This window comes from Bacillus sp. NPDC094106 (assembly GCF_044764345.1).
Taxonomy (GTDB): Bacteria; Bacillota; Bacilli; order Bacillales; family Bacillaceae_G; genus Bacillus_A.
In genome coordinates this window covers 66,616-85,878 of the sequence record NZ_JBIWHY010000009.1, presented here as the reverse complement: position 1 = coordinate 85,878, position 19,263 = coordinate 66,616, and the positions used below count along the sequence as shown (strand labels likewise).

Genomic DNA, 19,263 nt, shown 5'->3' with positions numbered 1-19,263 from the left:
ATTAGGTTGTTTAGAAGATAATTTGAGAAAAAATTGTGTAAGGGTGTTGCTTCACATCGTAGCGACATTTTAAAATTTCATGTAAAATAATAGTAAAAATATGTAAGGGAGGGGAAGGAAGTGGATGTTTTCTTGAGTATTGCTGAGGAAAGAATTCGTCAAGCCATTCATAATGGTGATCTTGATGATCTACCTGGTAAAGGAAGACCACTGCAATTAGAAGACCTTTCAATGGTACCTCCAGATCTTAGAATGAGCTATAAGATTTTGAAAAATGCTCGAATGATTCCAGCAGAGATGGAACTACAAAAGGATATATTGAAAATAGAGGATTTAATTGCGTGTTGTTATGATGAAACAGAGAGAACAAAATTACAAGAAGAGTTAACTGCAAAAACGTTGCGATTTCAACAGTTAATGGAGAAGAGAAAAATAAAAGGAAATTCGGCATTTCGTATGTACCAAAATCAAGTGTTTCGTAAACTACGTTAAGAGGGATAATATGAGAGATTTTCAAACGATAGAAGAATTAGTAGCATATATTGAAGAAAAAGACTTGGCGCTTTTATTCATCAAAACTGAAAACTGTGGTGTTTGTGATGTGATGTTAGAGAAAGTAAATCGCTTATTAGAACACTATCAAGGTGTAGAAAACATTGTAATCTCACTACAGGATATGAGAGAAATTTCAGGGAAGTATTTAGTGTTTACAGGTCCAACAGTTTTATTATTTCATGAGGGTAAAGAGATACTTCGTGAGTCACGATTTATTTCTTTAGAGAAGATAGAGCGAGTACTACAATTAGTTGAAAAATAAAGGGGGCCTTTTATATGGGATTTGTAATAGCGGCATTATTATTTTTAGTTTTAATTGGAATGATTGCAAAATCAATTCGGTCAAGTAGAAAGAAAGTGAATCTTTATAAAACAGGTAGTGGAGATAGTACAACAACTACAACTGCTTCTACACCAATTTTCTTTGCAGGGTCAGATAGTGATAGCTCAAATGATTGCGGAAGTTTCTCTGGGGGAGATAGCGGTTTTTCAGGCGGTGATGGTGGTAGCTGTGGCGGCGGTGGAGATTAATGAAAAATGCGCTCTTTATGGGCGTATTCCTTTTTAAACAAACGTTTGATTAGTTGGCCTAAACCTGTATAGAATCAGCTAAACAAACGTTTGTTTAAGAGTAATATATTGATAAATAAGGAATATATGATGTTATAAGGGGAATGAACATGGAGAAAAAGCCAGAAGTTAAAAATAAAGGAAAAGTAGCATTATTTTTATTAGTGGCAGGGGGAGTATTTATTGTCAAACTTGGTCTTAAGATTGGAGTTATTCATACACTTCGCGTGTGGTTTGAAAATATATTTTCTTAAATCAGGAATATAGCCTCTTGTAATGGAGGTTTTATATTTGTTATCATTGGACTGAACGGTCGGTTTTATGAGGTGTAAATATGAGAAAAAGTGCAGAAGAGATAAAAAAAGAAATAGCCTACCAAGCGGAAGAATTGTTTTCACGAAAAGGATATGCCGCAACATCTATGGAAGATATTTGTGAAATTACAGAGCGTAGTAAAGGTAGTATTTATTATCACTTTAAAAGTAAAGAAGAATTATTTTTATTTGTAGTAAAACAACATACATATGATTGGCTTGAAAAATGGAATGTGAAGGAAAAGCAGTATCGTACGAGTACTGAAAAATTATATGGTCTTGCTGAGTATCATGTAGAAGACACGCAACATCCTATTTTTAGTGCAGTAGAAGAATTTTCTACAAGCCAAGTGGTGAGCAAAGAGGTTCTAGATGAAATGCTAGTTTTAGCAAGAGCATCATATGTTGTCTTTGAAAAATTAATTGAAGAAGGCATAAAATCCGGAGAATTCCGTCAAGGTGATATTCGTGATCTTATGTATATTGTAAATGGTTTATTATCTGGACTTGGCGTACTTTACTATGAGCTAGATTCTACAGAAATGAAGCGGATTTACAAAAAGGCAATCGATGTATTACTACAAGGAATGGCTGCTGAATCTTAAATCAGCAGCTTTTTTCTTACACTAAATTAGACTGAACGATCGGTTTTGGAATAGGGGACAGTTACCGCTCCTTTTTTGTCTGGAAATTTTTTGACAACTATATGCACCAAATATATACTGATGTTGTAAAAACGATTTTACAGGTTAGGAGAAATGATGTGAAAAATCAAATTTACGAATTGCGCACTGAAAATAATATTTCACAAGGTGCATTAGCTGATAAATGTAAAGTATCAAGACAGACGATAAATGCAATTGAAAATAATAAATATGATCCAAGTTTAGCGCTAGCATTTCGTTTGGCTGAAGTGCTAGGAACAACTGTTGATAAATTATTTTTATATAAGCAATAAGGAAAGACAATTTTTAGGAAAGTAAAATGAGTGTATTGTTTCTGTTTGTAGTAGGGATAAGTGCTATGGCATTTGCACTTTATTATTGCTTAACAGAGCTTCGTGGTAAGTGGTATAGATAGAAGATTCATAAAAAAATGTCCCTGTCATATAGAAAGGGACATCTTTGTTATAGTGTTTCTGATTTTGGAGCAGGGGGTGTAACAGAAGGAGCATTTTCGGGTACTCGTGTTAGTACAAATCCACCGATAACAAATAGGACGATAATACTTAGTACACCAGCGTTTGTTTTTCCTGTTAATTGAGTTGTTACACCGACCAATACAGGTCCCATAATAGCTGCGAATTTACCAAAAATATTATAAAATCCGAAGAATTCATTTGCGGATTCTTTCGGAACTAATTTAGCAAAATAAGAGCGGCTGAGTGCTTGAATCCCGCCCTGAGAAGTTGCAACAAGCATTGCCAGAATCCAAAAATCTAGTGTTGTTTTTAAGAAATAAGCATATGTGCAAATAATGATATAAATAATAATACCGACATATAACATCTTTTTACCTGTGAATGTTTCAGAGAGTTTTCCATATAACAAAGCGAATGGACAAGCGACAATTTGTGTTACAAACAAAATGATAAGTAAGCTTGTTGCACTAATCCCGAGATCTGTTCCATAAGCAGTGGACATGGTAATAATTGTATCAACCCCGTCGATATAGAAAAAGTAAGCGAGTAAGAATAAAAATACAGTTCTATATTGCTTAATATTTTTAAAAGTGATAGCTAAACGTTTAAAACTCATTGTAATTGGTCTTGGGTGTCGTTCAATATAGTGCGTTTGTTCTACATTTTTAAGCATTGGAATTGTAAATAATCCCCACCAAAGTGCTGTAATTGCAAAGGAAATTTGACTAGCGATGCCGACTGATAATGGAATAGCTCCCTTTTGTGCAAGGATAATAAGAGCGATACAAGCGATAAAAGGAATTGTGCTTCCAATATAACCGAGTGCAAAACCGCGTGTTGAAATTCGATCCATTCTCTCTGCTGATGTTACATCTACTAAGAACGCATCATAAAAAATATTCGCCCCAGCAAATCCAACTAAAGCGAGCATATAGCATCCTAGGAGTAAGTGCCATTGTGATGTAGGAACAACTGCTAACATGCTTGTAAATATAATGCCGAGTCCAAAAAAGAATGTGAAAAAGCGTTTTTTAAACCCTTTATAATCAGCAACTGTACCAAGAATAGGAGCAAGAATGGAAATTAAAAGCGTGGAGAAAGAATTCGCATATCCCCAAAAAGCTGTTGAAGTTGCACCTGATAAACCTGCATTTTTTGCTGCAGCTTTGAAATAAATCGGAAATATTGCAGTTGTAATGACGAGCGAGTATACCGAGTTTGCCCAGTCATACAATATCCAGCTCTTTTCTTGCCTGGACATCTTTTTCATAAAATGTTCCTCCTTAAAAATGTTCTATATAAATCCATTTTAATTTTTCGACATCTAACTCCCTGGAGTGCAGAATAAAAAGTAACCTACACTCGTTTGTTCTTTCTGTTTTTACTTCGCATGTGGCAGAAAAAAGCCCTGACCGCTTCTATGCATGAATAGATGCTCTCTCCCATCTAAAAAGAGGGGGGTATGTCGTGTTTTTAATTGATGTATATATAATATTAGTGTACAGAAATAAAAATTAAAAAAAGAGAAACAGAGATAAGTTTTACATAACTTTTACATATACACATTTCTTTACAATTGAAGTAACTCCTCTATCACAGTTCCGTCTGTCTCACCAAGGTGTAATCCAAGTAATCTGGCAATGGTAGGGCCTTCATCGATCAATCTCATATATGGAATGGTTGCACCTTGACGAATTCCTTTTCCAGAGGCGATAAAGATTGTTTCATAGTTTGGTTTTGTTGGAGAATATCCATGTGTACCAAATGTATATTTTTTATTGGAAGTTACATCTTTTTCTGTAACTTCTTTTATAAAATCTCCTGTATAATTTTCAATGAAGTAATAGCCCTCTCTTGCTTCTAACATGAAAAGGCAATTTCCATCAGCACCGCGCTCTTTTGCATCTTCATCATGGAGAACAAATTCGATTCCATTTTGTTTATCTTGAAGAAGTTCTTCAAGAAGGTGCTGAACAGTTTGGATGGTTTGAGTATCATTTTTATCTTTCACATACACGTAGGCAGAGCCGTCACAGCTTTGACAATAGGCTTTCCAATTTGTAAGCTTTCCTTTTTTGTTTACAGAAATTAGTCCTTTTTGATGGAAAAGAACATTTAATTGAATCGCTTTATTTTCACTTAGAGCACTATGGTCACCAAGAGCAATAATTGTACTGTTTTCGTACATACCACTTTTTTGCAATGCATGGATGATTTGCCCTAGTCGTTCATCATGTCGATGAATAGCTGCTTGGGTTTCTTTAGAAGTAAATCCATGATAATGTCTTTGCGTGTCTAAATCTGTAAAGTGTACAAACATAACGTTAGGTTTTTTTGTTTGAATGGTATGTACAGCAGAGGCAAGGACAAAATCATCAAGCTCTGGCTGTGACAATCCATTTCTAATATGACCAAAACGACGATTTAAATCTAGCTGATACAACGGGCTTCCGCTAAATAATGAAAGAAGAATTTGATTTTGCCACGGTCTGTTTGGAAAGATTTCAGGTAAGTTGTAGTCGATTTTTGCCCTTCCTGTAACTGGCCATAGGAGAGCAGCAGTCGTTAAATTTGCTTTTCTTGCTTCGTCATATAATGTCGTTCCTTTAATGGAACGGCGGTACCAATGCCAATCTGGTGATTCCCGGCCAGGCTGAAGTAATGTATTATTTACAACACCATGTTTGTTAGGGTAGTTACCAGTGACAATAGTGGCGTGACTTGGATATGTTACAGAAGGATAAATAGCTTCTACCTTTTTTGCAATTGCACCTTGTTCTATTAAAGAACGAAAATGAGGAAGTTCTTGTAATATAGGAAAATCTAAAGCTGATAAACAGTCAAAAGATAAAATAATTACATGATTTGTTAATGGGTTTTCCATTGTGTATACCTCCTGATTATATGTAACCTATTATTATATATTACTATTAACACCTGGTTATAAAAACTTATATTTGAAGAAAGTTTATTATTTATTTTTTGAATTTTTAAACATATAATATATATTATAGGGAAATGAATGGAAGGAGGGAATGGGATGAATGGATTTGAAGTGTTTTTTATAATTGGAGCTGTAACAATTCTCATTGTATTTGCTGTTTCATTTTTATTAAAGAAGCGATTTCCAAAGAGATCATTTGATATTATATTTGCACTCATTTTAATTCTTCTTTGTTTAGCTTTCTTCCCAGTTACAATCTTCGCTATTGGCGGATGGGATGGAATGGGTTACGGTATTGCATGTTTCTTTGTTTTAGTGGGAACACTTATCGGTATGATTGCTCATCAAATCGTAAAACTCTTTCGAAAAACTTATGTATAAATGTAGTATAAAACAGAAGAAAATGAAAAGAATATATAAAAATAAGAAAATTAGCTATTGTTTAGAAATAAAATTTATATTATGATATTCAACAAATTTATCTTGTTATAACGATGAAAAAGGACTAGTACATGTCCCACCTTTTTTGTAGAGAGAGAATCCGTTTGGCTGGAAGATTCTTAAAAAGGCGATATGGAACCTACCTTTGCGTTCTGCATATGCAGCGGGAAATTCCCGTTATCAAAAAGAGAGCATGTATAATTTATTTGTGCATGAATCAGGGTGGTAACGCCGGCAAAGCTCGGTCCCTATTTTGGGGACACGGGCTTTTTTTATTTTCTAAAGGAGGAATAGCTATGGCAAAAGAACAGGTACAAGCCATTACAAAAATGGAAGAAGACTTTGCTCAGTGGTATACCGATATCGTAAAGAAAGCTGAACTTGTGGACTATTCAAGTGTAAAAGGATGTATGATCTTACGTCCATATGGGTATGCATTATGGGAAAACATGCAGAAAGTGATGGATGAAAAATTAAAAGAGTCTGGTCATGAGAATGTGTATATGCCAATGTTTATTCCAGAGAGTTTACTTCAAAAGGAGAAGGACCACGTGGAAGGATTTGCACCTGAGGTAGCGTGGGTTACACATGGAGGAGATGAGAAGTTAGCGGAAAGACTTTGTGTACGTCCAACATCTGAAACGTTATTTTGCGAGCATTTTTCAAAAATTGTCCAGTCTTATAACGACTTACCAAAATTATATAATCAATGGTGTTCAGTAGTCCGCTGGGAAAAAACGACGAGACCATTTCTTCGTACAACTGAATTTTTATGGCAAGAAGGTCATACAATTCATGAAACGGCAGAGGAATCTCAAAAGGAAACATTAAACATTTTGAATCTATATGCTTCTTTTTGTGAAGATTACTTAGCTATTCCAGTCATTAAAGGGCAGAAAACAGATAAAGAAAAGTTCGCAGGAGCAAAGGCAACCTATACGATTGAAAGCTTAATGCACGATGGAAAAGCGCTTCAAACAGGAACATCTCATAATTTTGGAACGAATTTCTCTGAAGCATTTGATATTAAGTTTTTAGATCGGAATGGGAAATGGCAATATGTACATCAAACATCTTGGGGTGTATCAACAAGAATGATCGGTGGATTGATTATGGTCCATAGTGATAATAACGGGTTAGTAATGCCGCCTAAAGTGGCACCAGTACAAGTTGTTATCGTACCAATTGCGCAGCATAAAGAAGGCGTTCTAGCAAAGGCAACACAGTTGCAAGATCGTATTCAAAAAGTTGCTCGTGTGAAGATAGATGCTAGTAATAAAACGCCTGGATGGAAATTTAATGAGTATGAAATGAAGGGTGTTCCAATTCGATTAGAAGTTGGTCCAAAAGATATTGAAAAGAACCAAGTAGTACTTGTGAGACGTGATACGAAGGAAAAAGAATTTGTATCCATGAATCAATTAGAAGAACGAATTACAGCGTTACTTGATGAGATTCATCATACTTTATTCAATAAAGCAAAGGCGTTTCGTGATGAACACACATATAGTGTTACGACCTTTGAAGAAATGAAGCAAGCGGCTGACGAAAAACAAGGGTTTATTAAAGCAATGTGGTGTGGTGAGCTAACTTGTGAAGAAAAATTAAAAGAAGAAGCAGGTGTATCATCACGTTGTATACCATTTGAGCAAGAACAGTTAGCAGGAGAATGTGTATGTTGTGGTAAAAAAGCTGAACATATGGTGTACTGGGGCAAGGCGTACTAATGTACTGGTGTTTAAATTTAGCTTGAGCCATATTCTATTTGAATACATTCCGTAAGTAATAAACTGGACCTTCATCTGGAACGATATAAATCCATTTTAATGTTTCGACATCTAACTCGCTGCGGTGCAGAATAAAAAGTAACCTACAATCGTTTGTTCTTTCTGTTTTTACTTCGCATGTGGCAGAAAAAGGCCATGACCGCTTCTATGCATGGCTAGATGCTCTCTCCCATCTAAAAAGAGAGGTTTTATGTCGGTTTTTTAATTGATGTATATAGAGATAAAGGTCCAGTTATATTTTATCCCGCATTAACGGGCAGTAATACTCCCACCTCAAAATTCGGCGAAAGCAAAGAAGTTAGGTGGGAGATAAACTGTCCGTAAAAGCCCGATTGGTTCAACTAATAATCAGTGGGGGATGAAGAAAATCCCCCACTGATTAAAGTTTCACTTTATGATAATTGTGAGATTAAACTTGCGAAAAATCGTAATCATACCGGAATGATAGGGGCAATTTACCACTTCTTACATCCTTATGAATAAATGACGCAAATGTTTTCATATAATTAGAAATTTATTCTTTTTTTCAATCGACAAATAATGCTACAATAGAATAGAAGAATACAATATTTTCCCATTAGGAAAATACATTGTAGAAAGGAAGAAACTTCATGCCTATTATTTTAGAAAAAGGACAGAAGATTGATTTAACAAAGGGACAACCAGGAATAGCAAAATTACAGGTTGGCTTAGGATGGGACCCAATGGGGCAATCAGGTGGATTTCTATCTTCGTTATTTGGAAGTAAACCAAACATTGATTGTGATGCATCCGTGGTTATGCTAGAAAATGACCGTTTTGTAAATAAAAATGATCTTGTTTATTTTGGAAATAAGCTTTCTACTTGTGGAAGCATTATTCATTCAGGTGATAATTTAACAGGTGAAGGAGAAGGCGATGACGAAACAATTTTCGTAGAGCTGCATAAAGTTCCAAGCCGTATTAATCGTTTAGTATTTGTTGTAAATATTTATGATTGCGTAAATCGTCGTCAAGATTTTGGGATGATTCGAAATGCGTATATTCGTATTCAAAATCCGCAAACACGTGAAGAATTAGCACGTTATAATTTATCGGAAAATTACGGTGGGAAAACAACGTTAATCGCAGGTGAGATGTGTCGTAACGGAAGCGAATGGGAGTTTTCTGCAGTTGGTGAAGGAACACAAGATAAGAATTTAAGTGAGATTGTATCACGTTATCAGTAATACAATTTGAGGAGGAATCATATATGGCATCTATTTCATTAAAAAAAGGACAGAAGGTAGATTTAACAAAAACAAATCCAGGTCTTTCTAAAGTTCTTGTAGGACTTGGTTGGGATACAAATCGTTATGATGGACAACATGATTTTGATTTAGATGTTAGTATCTTCTTAGTAGGTGCGAATGGTAAAGTATCAGGACCAGAAGATTTTGTTTTCTATAATAATCCAAAGGGTGCAAATGGTTCTGTGGAACATTTAGGAGATAATCGTACAGGTGAAGGAGAAGGCGATGATGAGGCAATTAAAGTAGACTTGAAAAATGTTCCTTCACACATCGAGCGTATTTGCTTCACCATTACAATTTATGATGGTGAAGGCCGTAGCCAAAACTTTGGACAAGTATCCAACTCTTTCGTACGTATTTTAGATGAAGAAAAGAATGCAGAATTAATTCGCTACGATTTAGGAGAAGATTTCTCTATTGAAACAGCAGTAGTAGTAGGTGAATTATATCGTCATGCTGGCGATTGGAAGTTTAATGCAATTGGAAGTGGATTCCAAGGCGGATTAGGTGCTTTATGTAACAACTTCGGCTTAGATGTAGAGTAATAAATGACAATGTCCATCAGTGAATCAGCAGTTTTATTGATGGACATATTTTTTAAGAAGAGGTGAATATAAATGGTTATTCAATTACAAAAAGGACAGAAAATTGATTTAGGTAAGACAAGTCCAGGTCTTACTAAAGCAGTAATTGGTCTTGGGTGGGACATTAAGTCCTATGATGGTGGATCTGACTATGATTTAGATGCCTCTGCCTTTTTATTAGATGCAAATGGAAAATGTACGAAAGAAACAGATTTCATTTTCTATAACAACTTACAATCTCCTTGTGGATCGGTTTTACATACAGGTGACAACCGTACAGGTGAAGGAGAAGGCGATGATGAACAACTTGTTGTAGATTTGAAGAAGGTTCCAGCAGATGTTCATAAAATCGCAATTACAGTTACAATTTATGATGCGGAAGGCCGCAATCAAAACTTTGGACAAGTTGCAAATGCATTTGTTCGCTTAGCAAATGAAGAGACAAATGAAGAAGTTCTACGTTTTGATTTAGGAGAAGATTTCTCCATTGAAACAGCAGTTGTCTTTTGTGAATTATACCGTCATAATGGACAATGGAAGTTTAATGCAGTAGGAAGTGGATTCCAAGGTGGATTAGGTGCGCTTGTAAGAGCGTATGGCTTGGATGCATAAGAAGGAAACGAACCTCGTTTCCTTCTTTTTGACCTTTCTATAAATCTAGCAAAGAATAGGGGATAATAGTAAGATGAGCGTTTTACAAGGAATCCTTGATACGTATGCCCAATTTTTTGATTTGGACATGTGGATTAAAGTATTACAAGATCCAGTATCTTGGGGATTAATTGGTACACTTGTTGTACTTGAAGGTTTATTATCTGCTGATAACGCACTTGTGTTAGCGGTAATGGTAAGACATCTTCCAGAAGAAAAACGTAAAAAGGCGTTATTTTATGGATTAATTGGTGCATATGCATTCCGATTTATTGCTATCGGAATCGGAATGTTCTTAATTAAATTATGGTGGGTTAAAGTACTGGGAGCGTTGTATCTTGCATGGCTTTCTATCAAATACTTCATTGATAAACGAAAAGGCGATAGCGAAGACGAGGAATCTCATGGCATAAACCAAAACGGTCTTCTCGTTAGAATGTTTGGTGTGTTCTGGGGAACGGTTGTAATGGTTGAATTAATGGATATTGCGTTTTCCGTAGACAGTGTTCTTGCAGCCTTTGGTGTTTCCAATGAAGTTTGGATTCTACTATTAGGCGGAATGCTTGGAATCTTAATGATGCGTGGTATTGCAGGCGTATTTTTAAAATTACTAGAACGTGTTCCAGAGCTTGAAACGACAGCATATATTTTGATATTAATTATTGCAGCGAAAATGTTCCTGTCTGTATTCGGTATCGAAATGAGTCATACGGTGTTCTTTATTATTTTAGTTGTGGCATTTGGAGCAACATTTATTTTGCATTATATGCGACAAGGACAAGCCCGAGAAGAGATTGCAGCTACTAAGAAAGAAGATAAATAATTGAAATGGGTTTGCTCGTTATACGAGCGCCCATTTTTTATAACTTAAAATAGTTTATAATAAAAAGATAAGATATTATTTCTTTAAAAAAGTAAATGTTTCTGGAGGTGAACTGTCGTGTTTTCGCGTTTTACACTTCATCCATATGCATTAAAAGAAGAAGCTGACTTAAAACAATTCGAAATGATTTTAGAAAAGCGCCCACAGTATGAATTAACAGAGAATGAGATGAAATTTAGCTATATAGCTTGTCGTATTCTTGGTGTTCCAAACGATGTAGACGAATATTTCAATGAACTATTTGATTATAGTGAAGCAAAAGGAATTCATGTACTGCATGAACAAAATTTGAATAAAGTGATTGATTCTGAAAAACTTCGTCACATTCAAGAAATATTCACACTGCATCAAGAGGCACCAAATGGGCTTACTGTAAACAGACTTGTTGCACATTTATCAGGAAAACAATTGTTGCCGAAAGTAGATAATCCCGATTTACAACATTATATACATACAACATTTATCGCTGTATTGAAATTGTATGAGAAACAACATAATCAATCTTTAAAAACAGAAGGTTTTCGTCGTTTCTTAATTGACATAATTAAATTAAGCGAAAATTACGTAGCAAAATGGTTTTCTGCAGTTAATTATAAGAAACAAATGCCGCGTATCGTTTGGTACGGTGATGCGAAAGAGAGCCAAATCTATTTTTTATATTTTCTTATTATGCTCGGATGTGATGTTCTCTACTATCATCCAGAAGGAAAAGATGGTTTCGAAAGCGTTGATGAAGAAGCTAGGACTTTTGTCGTTTCACATCCAGGTCGCGTTTCATTAGAGTCATTCCCTGATCGACGTCGCGAGCGTGTTGCAACGGTAGCCTATCAAGCATCAAAGGAAATTGAACAAGTGCTTCATCATGATAATTCATTATTATACAAACCGTGGCAATTTCGTACGTACACGCCTGTAGCGCGTACGCTGAAGACAACATACGATGAACTCTTTATCATTACGAAAGAAAAAGCATTTATACGCCCGACATTCTTTGTGGAAAATAAACATATTTATATTCCATCTTTATTTGCAAAAGTATCTGGTGTTTCAAAAAATGATAAAGAATATTTCCAGCGTTTGAAGGCTGTCACATCATTCGATAACAGCTTATTAATTAATACATTTCCATTTACAAAAGAACAAAAAGCAAACTTTCAATTTCATTATCGAGATGCATTAGACCGTGCGGGGAAACTGCATCCAGATCAAATTATGAATGGTCACTGGTGGCCGCATAAGCGCTTACCTGAAGGTTTGCAGCATGGGATTGCAGAAGCTATCATTCATACGTGTGAAAGTGAACTGTGTAAACCAGTTGGAAAAGAAACAAAACAAGATGTAGCACTGTATGTTTTTGCGCAGCTTTCTCAAATTCCACCTCATATTTTAGAGTTACTTGAGAAGTTTGATTATTCACAAGAAGTACCGAAAATTGTTATATTTAATAATGAAAAGAGTGGAGAATTAACTCGTTCTGATGCGGTCTTATTATTATTTCTAAATCAAATTGGAATTGATGTACTGCACTTCAATCCAACAGGGAGAAATGATATTGAACCGTATATTGAAGGAGCAGCATTCGATTCACATTGGCTTGAGGAAGTGAACTTTGATCTTGAATTTCACGGTCCGTCAGCGTATAAAAATTTATCTCAAACAATAAAAGGGCTATTTCGTCCATTTTTATAAGGAAAGGGAGAATAACACATGAATAATCCGGTCGTACTAGATTCGAAAACAGAATTAAATGAGCAAACCGCACAAGATGTTCGTTTGCAGCTGAGACAAGATGCTGAAGTGCAACGTATTTATAATGGAGTGGATGTTAAAGATCAGCTAGAATTAATTGAGCTTGGAAAAGAACCATCCATGGAAATTTCTCGTTTTGCGGATCAAATTTTACATACAATGTCTTTATCTAAGATAGAGGATTCTGGTGAGTTGTTAAAGCAACTTGGCAAAATTATGGATAAATTTGATAGTAAAGACTTTGCAGAAGAGAAGAGCGGCTTTTTCTCTCGTATGTTTAAAAAAGCAGATAAAATGATTGAGCAAATCTTTAGTAAGTATCAAACGATGGGCCGTGAAATGGACAAAGTATATGTGGAAATTACGAAATATCAAGATGAAATGAAGAAATCAATTGGTACATTAGATGGCTTATATGAACAAAACTTAAAATATTATTTAGACTTAGAGAAATATGTAGTAGCAGGAGAAATGCTATTGGAGCGCTTGAACACAGAATTAGTTCCAATGTATGAAGAACGTGTACGTAATAACGATCAATTAGCGGGTATTGAGTTAGAATCTCTTAAAAACTCTGTTGAAATTTTAGAACAACGCATTGATGATCTAGAAAAAGCGCGTATGGTGGCACTATTAACAGCACCGCAAATCCGCATGATTCAGCGCGGTAATAATAAATTGATTGGTAAAATTAATACAGCGTTTATTACAACGATTCCTATTTTTAAAAATGGAATTATTCAAGCTGTAAATGCGAAGCGTCAAAAGCTTGTTGCAGATTCAATGGCTGAACTTGATCGTCGTACGAATGAACTGCTTAAGAAAAATGCCCAAAATATTGCAACGCAAAGTGTAGAAGTAGCGAGATTATCTGGTTCTTCAAGTATTAAGATGGAGACGCTTGAAGAAACATGGAATATTATCTCAAGGGGTATGCAAGAAACGCAGCAAATTGAAGAGCAAAACAAACGTGAACGTGAAGAAAGCCGTAAGCGTATGGCAGAATTAACAGAGAATATTAAAAAAGAATTGCAAGGATAATATGAAAAGGCAATGAGAAAACTCACTCATTGCCTTTTAATGTTTCTTAAATAGTTTTATGACTTCATTTACAATAAGCGGAATGATGCTTAATAAGAGAACGAATCCCCAATCTCTTATCGTTAAAGCATGTACCCCAAATATATTTGCAAGCGGTGCTATAGAGATAATACACACCTGCATAAGAACGCCGATGAGAAGTGAAAAAACTAAGTATTTATTTGTAAATACCCCAATTGAAAAAATTGATTTTGTGCTTGATCGTAAGTTAAATGAATGAACGAGCTGTGAAAAACTAAGTACGACAAATGCCATTGTTTGAGCATGTAATAAAGCATCCTCATCAATTTGAGATGGGAAGAGCGGAAAGAGATTTGTATCTCCGGTATAGAGCTTTGCGCCAACAATAAAAGCAATTAAAGTAATGAGTCCAATGACAATTCCATTTAGAATCAGAAAAGGAACACTACCACTGAATAAACTCTCTTTTGCATGACGCGGTTTGTCTTTCATAACGTCTGGATCTTCTGGATCAACACCAAGTGACAATGCCGGGAGCGTATCCGTGATTAAATTTACCCATAAAATATGAATAGGGCGTAGCGGTGTAGCCCAGCCGAGTAAAATAGCTAAAAATAGTGTAATAATTTCTCCAAAGTTACAGGACAGTAGGAAGAGGATTGCCTTTTTAATGTTACGATAAATGTTTCTTCCTTCTTCAACAGCTTTGACAATAGACGAGAAGTTATCGTCTGTTAAAACCATATCAGCTGCACCTTTAGCTACATCTGTTCCCGTAATTCCCATCGCGACTCCAATGTCCGCTTGTTTTAAAGATGGGGCATCATTTACACCATCCCCAGTCATTGAGACGATATTTCCTTTTGCGCGCAATGCTTTGACAATTTTCACTTTGTGTTCTGGGGAAACACGAGCAAAGACATGTAAATGATTGATTTCATTTGCTAGTTTTTCATCTGAAATATGGTCCAAATCTATACCAATCATGACTTCAGATTCTTTCTCAGCAATGCCAAGTTCCTTAGCGATAGCGAATGCAGTATCTTTATGGTCTCCTGTAATCATGACGGTGCGAATACCAGCCTTTTTACACTCTGTAATAGATGCTTTTACCTCTGTTCGTGGTGGGTCAATCATACCGACAAGTCCAATGAATGTAAGGTTTTCTTCTACGTGATCGATACGAATATTTTTTGTGTCATATTGTTTGAAAGCAAATGAAAGTACTCGCAAAGCGTCCTGTGACATTGATTGAGCAGCGTCTAATATTTGTTTTTTATCTAATTCTGTTAAAACCTCAGTTGTACCATTTATAAAGATATGAGTACAATGAGGTAAGAGCTTATCAATTGCGCCTTTGGTCATGCTATAGTAGCCTTGATTGTATGTATGTAATGTTGACATCATTTTTCGATCAGAATCAAATGGCAATTCATTTAGTCGTTTATGTTTATCTTCTAAAGCATCTTTTTGAATATTGAAGGTGCCTCCGGCGATAAGGAGTGCAATTTCTGTTGGATCACCAGTTTGTGATTCAGCACTGTAGGATGCATCATTACATAAAATCATATTTTCTAATAGTAAGCGCTGGGCATCATTATTTATATTTAAATTATCTAATTTATCGTATATACGATCGCTGTAGAAATGAGTAACTGTCATTTTATTTTGGGTTAAAGTACCTGTTTTATCTGAACAAATAATTGTGACAGAACCGAGAGCTTCGACAGCTGGGAGTTTCCGAATGATAACGTTTTGTTTAATCATACGCTGCACGCCAATGGCGAGAACAATGGAAACAATAGCTGGTAATCCTTCAGGGATTGCTGCAACGGCTAAGCTGATAGCAGTCATGAACATTTCTAATGTGTCTCGACCTTGGAAAAATCCAATGAGGAACATAATGATACAAATGGCTACAGCTACAAACCCTAAATATTTTCCCACTTGTGCTAAGCTTTTTTGAAGCGGGGTTGTATCATCGTCAGCTTCATGTAAAAGAGTAGCGATTTTCCCGATTTGTGATTTCATCCCTGTCTCAACAGCGACTCCGACCCCACGGCCATATGTTACAAGTGTCGACATAAAGGCCATATTTTTTTGATCACCGAGTGGTACTTGTTCATTATTTTGTATGGATGGATGGTAAAGCGCATCCTTATCTACAGGAACGGACTCACCTGTTAAAGCCGACTCTTCAATTTTTAAATTCGCCGTTTCGATAAGTCGCAAGTCACATGGGATATAACGGCCGGCGTCAAGTATAACAATATCACCTGGGACGACGTGTTCTGATGGAATTTCTTTTAGTTCACCATCACGTTTTACAATTGCTTTTGGCGTTGCCATCTTTTTTAATGCTTCTAGCGCTTGTTCTGCTTTTGATTCTTGAATCACACCAATTACAGCATTTAAAATAACGACAAGAGCGATAATGCTCGCATCGGCCCATTCACCTACAAAGGCAGAAATAAGAGCAGCGATTATAAGGACGTAGACAAGAACATCATTGATTTGAGCAAAAATGCGTTGCCATAAGGTCCGTTTTTGCTTCGTAGCCAATTCATTCTGGCCATATTGGTGTAACCGATTACGTACCATTTCATCTGTTAAACCATGTTGTTCATTTGTTTTGAGTTCAAGTAGTATTTGATCTTTCGTCTTACTGTACCAATTGCTCAATATAAGCACCCCCAGTAAAAACAGTTAGCAATGGTAGTGTGGCAATTTTTTACGTGTAGTATGTATGGAGAAATAATCTAGGATGAGGTTCTATTTTTATTGTACAGTATTTTAAAGTGGGATAAAGCGAAGGGGCGAGTTGTCATAAATTTGTTGGAATTGAAAAAAGCCCCATTTAGAGGCTTTTTGTTACTTTTTAATTAATGTACCTAATTCTTCTGTAATAGCTTGCATTTCACTAATGCTGAATGTTTCACGTTTCATGACATGGTCATAAATGTCTCTTAAATCTTCATACATTTCCTGGTTAAAGCTAGCAGCTCTCATTGCACCTGCATTTACCATACGTAATTTTTCTTTAATAGCTTCTACCATATATTCAACATTTTCTTGCGATTTTACGGATAAATCCACCGAAGTGTCCCCCTTTAAAATAACATAAGGCTATCTTAACATTTTTTATCATTTTCGTTAATGAAACTTTTCAGTCCATTAAATTAGTAGGGATTTCCTTTATAATTAATAATTGGTTGTTTATACTATATGTATATATAAGAAATGCAGCAAGAAGGGAAGAAACAAATATGGTTCAAGTATTATTTGTTTGCCTTGGGAACATTTGCCGCTCTCCTATGGCAGAAGCAATTTTTCGAGACCTTGTTATACAAGAGCGACTAGAAGATAAGATCCAAATTGACTCTGCTGGAACAGGAGATTGGCATATTGGCCATCCACCTCATGAAGGAACACAAAAAATTTTAAAAGAAAATGAAGTCTCTTTTGAAGGAATTAAAGCACGTCAAGTAGAAAAAGAAGACTTAACAAAGTTTGATTATATTATTGCCATGGACAACAAGAATATAGCAGATTTAAAAAGCTTAGGTAAAGCAGGAGGCTATATTGGTAAACTGTCCGATTTTGTTCCAGATGGTGGCTGGGCAGATGTTCCTGACCCGTATTTTACAGGGAACTTTCAAGAAGTCTATGACCTTGTAACAGAAGGGTGTGCAAAGCTGTTAGCGTTCATTCGAAATGAGCAAGGAATATGAGTAAGCTTAGAAAGAGATACTTTTTAACATAAGAAACGAAAGGGTGAAGGAATATGGCAAAAAAGAATAATATAGCTCGAAATATAGCGATTGGGGTAGCGGCAGGTGTAGCTGTTTCCATGCTTAAAAAGGAAAATCGTGAGAAAGTGAAAAATACGGCAGAAAAAGCAAAATCAAAGATGATTGAAATTGGTGAAAATGCGAAGATAAAAGAAAAAATGCAAACTGTTACAGAAAAAGGACGCGAACTTGCAGATTTTAATGTAGTAAAGGCTAAAGTAGCGGAAATAAAGAAGCTAACGCCAGCTGTTGTTGGCACGTTAAAGGAAACAAAAGAAATGTTTAGTAAGAAAAAGGCTGAGCCAGAGACAATTGAAATTCAAGCTATTTCTTCAAAAGCAGAAGAAGAACCGGTAGTAGCTGAAGATGGTGGTATGAAAGAAGCGCGTGAATTATTTATGAAGGAATCTAATACGGAAGAGAAAAAAACAGAAGCATACATTGAGTTAAAGCAAGATAAAGAAGAGAAGAAAAGCGTTTAGAAAAATATGAAAAAATTTCTAGAAAAAGCAAGGGGAAATCGTGTCTATTCGTTTGGGAAAGACCTATATGACCGAACGATGCGAGATGACGTAGCGGGCTTAGCAGCACAGCTCGCTTATTTCTTCTTGCTTGCTATTTTTCCTGGGCTTGTTTTTTTAATTACGCTTCTTGGTTTTATTCCCATTCATACAGAAGATGTGCTTGGTTTATTGGAGGCCTATGTGCCAGAAGATGCAATGAATTTAATTGAAGTGAATGTAGATAAGGTTGTAAATGAACAAAATGGTGGATTACTATCATTTGGTTTATTATCGATGTTATGGTTTGCTTCAAACGGTGTAAATGCAATCATGAATGCTTTTAATCGTTCCTATGATGTAAAAGAGACACGTTCTTTTATTGTAACAAGGGCTTTGTCTATCGTGTTGACATTGGCAATGATTTTCATGATTGTCTTTGCATTAATTGTTCCTGTGTTTGGACAAGTAATTGGAGCAGCGATTTTTAAAGCGCTTGGTTTATCGGAGAGCTTTTCTTTTGTATGGAGTATTACACGATTAGTAGCTAGTTTCTTCGTGTTATTTGCTTTATTCAGCTTTCTATATACATTCACACCTGATCGAAAGTTAAAAAGAAGAGAAGTAGTATCAGGAGCATTATTTGCAACGTTTGGATGGATTGTGGTATCGTACTCATTTGCTTTTTATGTAGATAAGTTTGCAAATTATGCCAATACATATGGTGGTCTTGGTGGTATCATCATTTTAATGTTGTGGTTCTATTTAACAGCTTGGGTCATTTTACTTGGCGGGGAAATTAATGGACTACTACATTTTTATCGAACAAGTGACAATAATTCCCGTGATGAAAAGTAATCTTCTGTTCCATAATAAAGAGGAACAGGGGGGATTCAAAATGAGTAATAACAAAAAAAATCACAATAATAAAAACCAAGGTAAAAAAAATAGTAGCTCACATCCAAAGCACAAAACGAGTAGCAGTGCGAATGGACATAATAGCTATCATTAAAAAAACGG

Annotated in this window: 21 protein-coding genes and 1 other annotated feature; of the genes, 17 read left to right on the top strand and 4 right to left on the bottom strand. The window is 35.6% G+C overall.

Annotated elements, in window-relative coordinates; genetic code table 11:
• Positions 1-120 precede the first annotated feature (120 nt).
• The 6 genes from ACIQ7L_RS14995 to ACIQ7L_RS14970 all read left to right on the top strand — a co-directional run bounded on the left by ACIQ7L_RS14995 (position 121) and on the right by ACIQ7L_RS14970 (position 2,397).
• Positions 121-492 (top strand): DnaJ family domain-containing protein, encoded by a 372-nt coding sequence (locus ACIQ7L_RS14995; protein ID WP_400570274.1) that lies wholly within the window; start codon positions 121-123, stop codon positions 490-492.
• 10 nt (positions 493-502) lie between these two features.
• Positions 503-817 (top strand): thioredoxin family protein, encoded by a 315-nt coding sequence (locus tag ACIQ7L_RS14990; RefSeq protein ID WP_400570272.1) that lies wholly within the window; start codon positions 503-505, stop codon positions 815-817.
• A 14-nt stretch (positions 818-831) separates the two neighbouring features.
• The gene (locus ACIQ7L_RS14985; RefSeq protein ID WP_400570270.1) at positions 832-1,086 is read left to right on the top strand and encodes a hypothetical protein; all 255 of its coding nucleotides are present in this window, start codon (positions 832-834) and stop codon (positions 1,084-1,086) included.
• Positions 1,087-1,235: 149 nt separating this feature from the next.
• Complete coding sequence (locus ACIQ7L_RS14980) at positions 1,236-1,379, top strand: histidine kinase (protein WP_400570268.1); 144 nt, start codon at positions 1,236-1,238, stop codon at positions 1,377-1,379.
• Positions 1,380-1,459: 80 nt separating this feature from the next.
• Positions 1,460-2,044, top strand: coding sequence for a TetR family transcriptional regulator C-terminal domain-containing protein (locus tag ACIQ7L_RS14975; RefSeq protein ID WP_400570267.1), 585 nt, complete (start codon positions 1,460-1,462; stop codon positions 2,042-2,044).
• A 101-nt stretch (positions 2,045-2,145) separates the two neighbouring features.
• Complete coding sequence (locus tag ACIQ7L_RS14970; RefSeq protein WP_400570266.1) at positions 2,146-2,397, top strand: helix-turn-helix transcriptional regulator; 252 nt, start codon at positions 2,146-2,148, stop codon at positions 2,395-2,397.
• 169 nt (positions 2,398-2,566) lie between these two features.
• Here ACIQ7L_RS14970 and ACIQ7L_RS14965 read toward each other — a convergent pair whose 3' ends face one another.
• The gene (locus ACIQ7L_RS14965) at positions 2,567-3,850 is read right to left on the bottom strand and encodes an MFS transporter (protein WP_400570264.1); all 1,284 of its coding nucleotides are present in this window, start codon (positions 3,848-3,850) and stop codon (positions 2,567-2,569) included.
• A 300-nt stretch (positions 3,851-4,150) separates the two neighbouring features.
• Positions 4,151-5,464, bottom strand: a complete 1,314-nt coding sequence (locus ACIQ7L_RS14960) for an alkaline phosphatase family protein (protein ID WP_400570262.1) — start codon at positions 5,462-5,464, stop codon at positions 4,151-4,153.
• Between the two features lie 156 nt (positions 5,465-5,620).
• Here ACIQ7L_RS14960 and ACIQ7L_RS14955 point away from each other — a divergent pair, with 156 nt between their 5' ends.
• The 8 genes from ACIQ7L_RS14955 (at position 5,621) to ACIQ7L_RS14920 (ending at position 13,931) form a co-directional block, all read left to right on the top strand.
• Positions 5,621-5,905, top strand: coding sequence for a YesK-like family protein (locus ACIQ7L_RS14955; protein ID WP_400570260.1), 285 nt, complete (start codon positions 5,621-5,623; stop codon positions 5,903-5,905).
• 104 nt (positions 5,906-6,009) lie between these two features.
• Positions 6,010-6,218: a binding site (T-box leader), on the top strand.
• 43 nt (positions 6,219-6,261) lie between these two features.
• The gene (gene proS, locus ACIQ7L_RS14950) at positions 6,262-7,692 is read left to right on the top strand and encodes a proline--tRNA ligase (RefSeq protein ID WP_400570259.1); all 1,431 of its coding nucleotides are present in this window, start codon (positions 6,262-6,264) and stop codon (positions 7,690-7,692) included.
• Positions 7,693-8,363: 671 nt separating this feature from the next.
• On the top strand, positions 8,364-8,960 hold the full coding sequence (locus ACIQ7L_RS14945; RefSeq protein WP_400570257.1) for a TerD family protein: 597 nt from the start codon (positions 8,364-8,366) through the stop codon (positions 8,958-8,960).
• Positions 8,961-8,983: 23 nt separating this feature from the next.
• Complete coding sequence (locus tag ACIQ7L_RS14940; RefSeq protein ID WP_097898714.1) at positions 8,984-9,568, top strand: TerD family protein; 585 nt, start codon at positions 8,984-8,986, stop codon at positions 9,566-9,568.
• 72 nt (positions 9,569-9,640) lie between these two features.
• On the top strand, positions 9,641-10,219 hold the full coding sequence (locus ACIQ7L_RS14935; RefSeq protein ID WP_335358914.1) for a TerD family protein: 579 nt from the start codon (positions 9,641-9,643) through the stop codon (positions 10,217-10,219).
• Between the two features lie 73 nt (positions 10,220-10,292).
• Positions 10,293-11,081, top strand: a complete 789-nt coding sequence (locus ACIQ7L_RS14930; protein ID WP_400570254.1) for a TerC family protein — start codon at positions 10,293-10,295, stop codon at positions 11,079-11,081.
• A 117-nt stretch (positions 11,082-11,198) separates the two neighbouring features.
• Positions 11,199-12,830 carry a YceG family protein gene (locus ACIQ7L_RS14925; RefSeq protein WP_400570252.1) on the top strand — a complete coding sequence of 544 codons (1,632 nt, stop codon included), beginning with the start codon at positions 11,199-11,201 and terminating at the stop codon, positions 12,828-12,830.
• An 18-nt stretch (positions 12,831-12,848) separates the two neighbouring features.
• Positions 12,849-13,931, top strand: coding sequence for a toxic anion resistance protein (locus ACIQ7L_RS14920; RefSeq protein ID WP_097898718.1), 1,083 nt, complete (start codon positions 12,849-12,851; stop codon positions 13,929-13,931).
• Positions 13,932-13,967: 36 nt separating this feature from the next.
• Here ACIQ7L_RS14920 and ACIQ7L_RS14915 read toward each other — a convergent pair whose 3' ends face one another.
• Together ACIQ7L_RS14915 and ACIQ7L_RS14910 are read right to left on the bottom strand one after the other, a co-directional pair.
• Entirely contained in the window at positions 13,968-16,634 is a 2,667-nt protein-coding gene (locus tag ACIQ7L_RS14915) for a cation-translocating P-type ATPase (protein WP_400570249.1), read from the bottom strand.
• 189 nt (positions 16,635-16,823) lie between these two features.
• Positions 16,824-17,048: a DUF1128 domain-containing protein gene (locus tag ACIQ7L_RS14910; RefSeq protein WP_097898720.1), complete on the bottom strand. Its 225-nt coding sequence runs from the start codon at positions 17,046-17,048 to the stop codon at positions 16,824-16,826.
• 170 nt (positions 17,049-17,218) lie between these two features.
• Between ACIQ7L_RS14910 and ACIQ7L_RS14905 the strand changes: the two genes are divergently transcribed.
• The 3 genes from ACIQ7L_RS14905 to ACIQ7L_RS14895 are packed head-to-tail and all read left to right on the top strand — an operon-like array spanning position 17,219 to position 19,101.
• Positions 17,219-17,683: a low molecular weight protein-tyrosine-phosphatase gene (locus ACIQ7L_RS14905; protein ID WP_097898721.1), complete on the top strand. Its 465-nt coding sequence runs from the start codon at positions 17,219-17,221 to the stop codon at positions 17,681-17,683.
• A 53-nt stretch (positions 17,684-17,736) separates the two neighbouring features.
• Positions 17,737-18,225 (top strand): DUF4075 domain-containing protein, encoded by a 489-nt coding sequence (locus ACIQ7L_RS14900; protein ID WP_400570247.1) that lies wholly within the window; start codon positions 17,737-17,739, stop codon positions 18,223-18,225.
• Positions 18,226-18,231: 6 nt separating this feature from the next.
• Positions 18,232-19,101, top strand: a complete 870-nt coding sequence (locus ACIQ7L_RS14895) for a YihY/virulence factor BrkB family protein (RefSeq protein ID WP_400570246.1) — start codon at positions 18,232-18,234, stop codon at positions 19,099-19,101.
• Positions 19,102-19,263 lie beyond the last annotated feature (162 nt).